This is a genomic window from Streptomyces mutomycini (assembly GCF_001700505.1).
Lineage (GTDB): Bacteria > Actinomycetota > Actinomycetes > Streptomycetales > Streptomycetaceae > Streptomyces > Streptomyces mutomycini.
Genome location: NZ_MAPV01000298.1, coordinates 1 through 5,722, shown reverse-complemented (window position 1 = coordinate 5,722; position 5,722 = coordinate 1). Strand labels below are relative to the sequence as shown.

6 protein-coding genes and 1 pseudogene are annotated in these 5,722 nt (G+C 69.1%); 1 reads left to right on the top strand and 6 read right to left on the bottom strand.

Going from position 1 to position 5,722, the window contains the following annotated elements:
- Positions 1 to 24: 24 nt before the first annotated feature.
- The 6 genes from fabI to BFF76_RS29730 all read right to left on the bottom strand — a co-directional run bounded on the left by fabI (position 25) and on the right by BFF76_RS29730 (position 5,353).
- Entirely contained in the window at positions 25 to 798 is a 774-nt protein-coding gene (fabI, locus tag BFF76_RS29755; protein ID WP_053931084.1) for an enoyl-ACP reductase FabI, read from the bottom strand.
- A complete protein-coding gene (fdxA, locus tag BFF76_RS29750) occupies positions 795 to 1,121 on the bottom strand; it encodes a ferredoxin (protein ID WP_031089513.1) in 327 nt (108 codons plus the stop codon). Before fdxA ends, fabI begins: the two co-directional genes overlap by 4 nt.
- Positions 1,122 to 1,123: 2 nt before the next feature.
- A complete protein-coding gene (locus BFF76_RS29745; RefSeq protein ID WP_078958991.1) occupies positions 1,124 to 2,533 on the bottom strand; it encodes an MFS transporter in 1,410 nt (469 codons plus the stop codon).
- A 197-nt stretch (positions 2,534 to 2,730) separates the two neighbouring features.
- The gene (locus BFF76_RS29740) at positions 2,731 to 3,828 is read right to left on the bottom strand and encodes a fatty acid desaturase family protein (RefSeq protein WP_031089508.1); all 1,098 of its coding nucleotides are present in this window, start codon (positions 3,826 to 3,828) and stop codon (positions 2,731 to 2,733) included.
- A 288-nt stretch (positions 3,829 to 4,116) separates the two neighbouring features.
- Positions 4,117 to 4,308, bottom strand: coding sequence for a hypothetical protein (locus tag BFF76_RS29735; protein ID WP_065849465.1), 192 nt, complete (start codon positions 4,306 to 4,308; stop codon positions 4,117 to 4,119).
- A 49-nt stretch (positions 4,309 to 4,357) separates the two neighbouring features.
- A complete protein-coding gene (locus BFF76_RS29730) occupies positions 4,358 to 5,353 on the bottom strand; it encodes a DUF2156 domain-containing protein (protein WP_053931083.1) in 996 nt (331 codons plus the stop codon).
- A 176-nt stretch (positions 5,354 to 5,529) separates the two neighbouring features.
- Between BFF76_RS29730 and BFF76_RS33180 the strand changes: the two are divergent.
- Positions 5,530 to 5,621 (top strand): annotated as a pseudogene (locus BFF76_RS33180).
- The last annotated feature ends 101 nt before the right edge of the window (positions 5,622 to 5,722 follow it).

Sequence of the window (5,722 nt, the reverse complement as noted above, 5' to 3'; positions counted from 1 at the left end):
ACCCGCCCTCTCGGCGTGCGTTCATCACGCGCCCATCATGTGCACCCCGCCGTCGACGTGGACGATCTCGCCGGTCGTGCGCGGGAAGAAGTCCGACAGCAGGGCGACCACACCGCGCGCCGCGGGGTCCGGATCGACGAGGTCCCAGCCGATCGGGGCCCGGTGCTGCCAGACCTCCGCGAGCTCTCCGAAGCCGGGTATCGACTTGGCGGCCATGGAGCGCAGCGGACCGGCCGCGATCAGGTTGCAGCGGATGCCCCTGCCGCCCAGGTCCCGGGCGAGGTAGCGGCTGGTCGACTCGAGGGCGGCCTTGGCGACCCCCATCCAGTCGTAGCGCGGCCAGGCGACCGTCGCGTCGAACGTGAGCCCGACCACCGAGCCGCCGCGCCCCTCCATCAGGGGCAGGCACGCGGTGGTCAAGGACTTCAGGGAGTACGCCGACACCTGCACGGCCGTCGAGACGTCCGCCCAGTCGCCGTCGAGGAAGGAGAAGGCGCCCTGGGGCCCGTACGCGATGGAGTGCACGACGCCGTCGAGGCGGTCGAACCCGTCGGCGGACGCGCTGATCCGTTCCGCGAGCGTGTCCAGCTGCGTCTGGTCGGTGACGTCCAGTTCGACCACCGGAACCGGCTTGGGCAGCCGGGCGGCGATCCGCTCGATGAGGGAGAGCCGGCCGAAGCCGGTCAGCACCACCTCGGCGCCCTCCTGCTGGGCGAGCCGGGCGACGTGGAAGGCGATGGATGCCTCCGTGACGACGCCCGTCACCAGGATGCGCTTGCCTGCGAGGAGTCCGCTCATGACCGCACGGCCTTCCGTGCCAGGGAACCGACCAGCGGGGAGTCGTGGTCGAGGACACCGAGACTGCCCGCGCCCCCGGGCGAGCCGAGGGTGTCGAAGAAGTCGGCGTTGGAGCCGCGGTGGTCGCCCAGCTCGGCGGGGACGTCGTCCTCGAAGTAGATGGCCTCCACGGGGCACACCGGTTCGCAGGCACCGCAGTCGACGCATTCGTCGGGCTGGATGTAGAGGGCGCGCCGGCCCTCGTAGATGCAGTCCACGGGGCATTCGTCGATGCAGGAACGGTCCTTCACATCGACACAGGGCAGGGCGATGACATAGGTCATCGTCAACTCCTCTTCACAGTAGGGTCGTTGAGCGGGCCGGGTACGTGGTCCACGGAGACTCCGGTGGTGCGCTCGCCCAGCGTGAGCACGGTGACGGCCAGTGCGGTCATGGAGGCGGCGATGACGCCGAACAGCGCAACGGGCCCGTACGAGTCGAGTACGGGCAGCAGGACGAACGGCAGCGCGGCGGCGCTGAGTTTGGACAGCGAGTACGCCATGCCGGACGCGGTGGCCCGGATCGCCGTCGGGTACTGCTCGGAGAGGTACACGTGCGAAACGCTGGAGAAGACGTTGCTGCACAACGTGTACCCGAAGCCGAACGCGACGATGAGGACGGTCGAGTCGGTGAAGGCGAAGCCCATTCCGGCGGCGACCATCGCGGCGCCGGACAGCGCGACGAGAGTCTTGCGTTCGATGCGGTCGATGATCGGCAGCGACAGCGCCGAGCCGACGGGGTAACCGAGGAAGGACAGGGCGGTGAAGCCCAGACCGGCCACGATGTCGTAGCCCTTCGCTGCGAGGATCTGCGGGGCCAGGGTGCCGAAGCCGTAGTAGCCGACCACGGAGAGCGAGCAGAAGATCCACAGCATCACGGTGCGGCGCCTCAGCCCGCGGGCGAAGATGTCCCGCAGCCTCGTCCGCGCGGCGACGGACGCCTCGTGCTCCACAGGGAGCACCTCGGCCGGGCGTCCGCCCGGGATCTGGGCCTCCATCCGGGACACCAGCAGGTCGGCCTCCTCGGTACGGCCGGTGGCCGCCAGCCAACGCGGGGATTCGATCAGCCGCCGGCGCAGCACCCACACCACGGCCGAGCCGAGTGCGCCGATCACGAACAGCCAGCGCCAGCCGTCCACCCCCAGCGGGCTCAGCGGCACCAGCCACAGGGCCGCGAAGCCGACCGCGGGCACCCCGCAGAAGGCGATCGTGTAGGCCCAGGCGATGAACCGGCCGCGCTTGGCGGCGGGCAGGACATCTGCCAGGTAGCAGTCGGACAGGGCCTGTTCGGCACCGATGCCGATGCCGGCCAGGAAGCGGGTCGCGATCAGCCACTCCGCGTTGGGTGAGAAGGCACCGAGCAGGGAGAAGCCGGAGTAGATCGCGAGGTTGATCAGGAAGGCCCGGCGCCGGCCGAGCCGGTCCGCGACCCGGCCGAGCACCAGCGAGCCGATGAACTGGCCGATGAACACGGAGGCCAGGACCAGTTTGAGCGAGGTCGCCCCGAAGGCGAAGTCGTCCTGGAGCACCTTGGCGATGGTGCCCGACAGGCTGTTCTCGAAGGTGTCGAAGAGCAGGCCGATCCCGACGACCGCTGTCAGGCTGCGGTGCATGGGGGTGATCGGCATACGGTCCAGACGGACCCCGATCGAGGCGGGAGAGACGACTCTGCTCACCGCCGTGGTGGTCTGGGACATGCGCGTGGCTCCTAGGGGCTTTTGGGTGGATCGGGCCAGGGCGGGGAGCGGGGCCCCGGCGGCCCCCGACCCGGACGTGCGCGGGTCCGGGGGCCGGAGGCGGATGAGGGCGGCCCGGTGGCGGGAACGCCGGAGCGGGCGCCGGGACGGCGAGGGTCAGGTGGGGGCCGGGAGGCGGCGGAGGGGAGGCGCGCCGGTCAGGCGGCCCGGTCCGCGTTCCGCCGGATCTGCTCCTCGACGTCGCCGCGTCGCACCGGTGCACTGACCTCGTGCAGGAACGAGGCGACCTCACGGTACGAGGCCCAGAACCCCACCTCGTGGTACGGCACACCGCGCTCGGCGCAGTACTCCCTGGTGAGCTCCCGTGCGCGTGCCAGGTTCTTCTGCGGCATGGCCGGGAACAGGTGGTGCTCGACCTGGTAGTTGAGTCCGCCGTAGAGGAAGTCGATCAGCAGGGACGGGCGGATGTTCCGGGACGTGAGGACCTGCCGCTCCAGCCAGTCCAGGGTCTCCTTGTCACCGTCACGGATCGCCATGCCCTTGTGGTTGGGAGCGAAGATCATGCCGAAGTAGACGCCCAGGACCGCCTGCTGGACCAGGACGAAGGCGACCGCGAGGACGGGCGAGAGGACGGTGAACACCAGCGTCAGGTAGATGGCCGCCCGCGCGACCAGCAGGAACGTCTCCAGCACGGGGCGCTTGGTCTTGCCCTGGGCGATGGACAGGATGGCCGTCTTCAGCATCTTGAAGGACTCCAGGACCAGCAGCGCGAAGAACAGTACGCTCTGGTAGCGCACCACGAACTTCTGCGTACCGCGCCGGGTGGGGTACTGCTTGATGTCGAAGATGGCGGTGCGCCGGCCGATGTCCGGGTCCATGTCCAGGTGGTTGGGGTTGCTGTGGTGCCGGTTGTGGTGGTTGACCCACCAGCCGAAACTGACCCCGTTGACCAGGTTGGCGTGGAAGTACCCGATGGCGGAGGCGGCCTTCTTGCTGCGGAACATGGCCTTGTGGCCCGCGTCGTGCCACATGAAGGCGGACTGGCCGCCGCACAGGCCCATCCACAGCGCCACCGCCAGCTGCCACCACGAGTCGCCGAGTGCGAAGAACGCGGCGAACCCGAGCAGCATGAGCGTGGTGTTCAGTGCCAGGCGGCCTATGTAGTAGCGCGGGTCGAGGTCGAGGAGACCCTCCGCCTTGACGCGTTTGAGGAGTTCGGCGAACGTGGCCGAAGCGCCGCCGCGCTGCTTGGGAGCGGCGATTACCTGGGCTTCTTGGACGTGCGGACGCTGCATGCGTTGCTCTCCTTGGGAGAAGTGCCCGAAGCGGGCGGCGGCGCCGCTGCCCTGCGGGACGTGGCTGCGCCGGGGGTCGACAGTGCTTCCGTGGGCGGTGACGGAAGGCGGGCGCCGACCGCCCGTCGGCCCGGACCGCTGGAGCACAGTGCGGTACTCCGGACCGGGCCGCCGGGCGAACGTGTGTCCAGCGTTCCGTGCCCCGCTGATGTGACACTGATACTGGGCTGATCGGACCCGGCCACCGGAGAGGTGACTCCCTGGGGACCCGGGCCTTGTTCCCTCCGCTCAGGCCGCGGCGGTGCGGTCCTCGCGGAGCCGGACGTCGAGCGCCTGGACGATATCGTCCGCGGCACGGGCCACGTCCTTGTCGTCGGGGGCTCCGATGATGGCCATGAGCTGCCCGACCATGGCCTGCTGGAGGGCTTCGGTTGCCGTGGCCCCGGTGGCGGGGGTCGTGGTCTCGTTGCTGTCACTCACTGTTCCGGCTCTCCTCGTCGTGTGATGGCGGCGGTGTACTGGTGGTGAGTCAGAAGGCCTTGCAGGCTCGGAAGACATGCGCGAAGCCGGCGAGCGAGGCGTTCGGACGGTCGAAGGCGACGTACTCCGGAATGAGCTCGTCAGGAGCCCACTTCTGCTTGTACGAAAGCTGGGTCTGCGCCGGGTAGAGAGCGGCTCCCTCGGCCCAGAGCGCGTGCATCAGCCACTGGAACGCCGGGCTGTGGCCCTCGAGTTCATGGCTCGCGTCGAGTCCGGTGAACGGCGTGAACCCGAAGTGCAGCCACTCCTCGCCCTCGGCGCGGAACACCTCGATGGCGTGCGCGTTGATGGCCTCCATCAGCCCCGGAGAACCCTCGGGCACACGTCGGCTCAGGTCGTGCATCCAGCCGGCCCGCTCGCCGTAGACGGGTGAGTACGAGATGTACGCCACCGGGGCGCCCTCGATGGTGCCGGCGAACAGCCGGCGCTGCGCCTGCGGTTCACCGCCGATCTGGCCCACCAGGAACTCGAGTTGGTGTGCGCCGCCCTTGGAGCCGAGCCACGCCTCGTCGATCGTCGCTATCGCACCCTGCCAGTCCTCGGCGGTGACCTCCTTGATCACGAGGCCGTTGCGGTGCGCGCGGGAGATCTTGTTGCGCAGCTGCATGAAGCGGGTGCCGCGCAGGGAGAACTCCGGAAGCCTCACGGCCCAGGAGGCGCCCACCTGGTTGACGGTGAAGCCGTGCCGGGCGTAGCGCTCGGCGTCGGCGCGCTGGAGTTGCACGCCGACGAGCTCCAGTCCCTCGTCCTTCACGTACTGACGGAAGCCGTCGAGGAGGGTGTCGTAGGCGTGGGGGGCGGCGAAGGGACCGCCGAACTGGACCGCGTAGCCGCCGGTGCGGCGGTAGACGACGACGCCGTCGGTGCCGGGGGTGGTGAAGGTGCTGTTACCGCTGTTGAGCGCCAGGAACGCGCTGGCGTTCTCGCTCTGCGTGTGTGTCCGGATCGCCTCGAAAACCGAGGTGTCCGCAGTGGTCGCGGGCATGCCCGTACCCCTTTCGGAAGGTGTTCCTTTTGGTGCGAGTAGAGCACCGACGCCACACCGAGGGGAAGACCGGAAAGGAATTCAACGACCGCGTCAGGAGGATGTCAGCGTCTCATCAGAACCCCCTGCCAATGTTGTTCTCGTGAACGGCACGGGAAACCGGAAGCCGGGAACGAGGAGAGGTGCCCGGAGCGGCTTATCGGGGACCAGGAGATCATCTCGAGGTCGGGCCTAAAAACCCACGCAGGTTCGAATCCTGCCCTCTCCGCGACACGGCCGGCACCCCCGGCCACCGTCACCACCAGGAGAGGTGCCCGGAGCGGCTTATCGGGGACCAGAAGAACACCTTCGAGGTCGGGCCTAAAAACC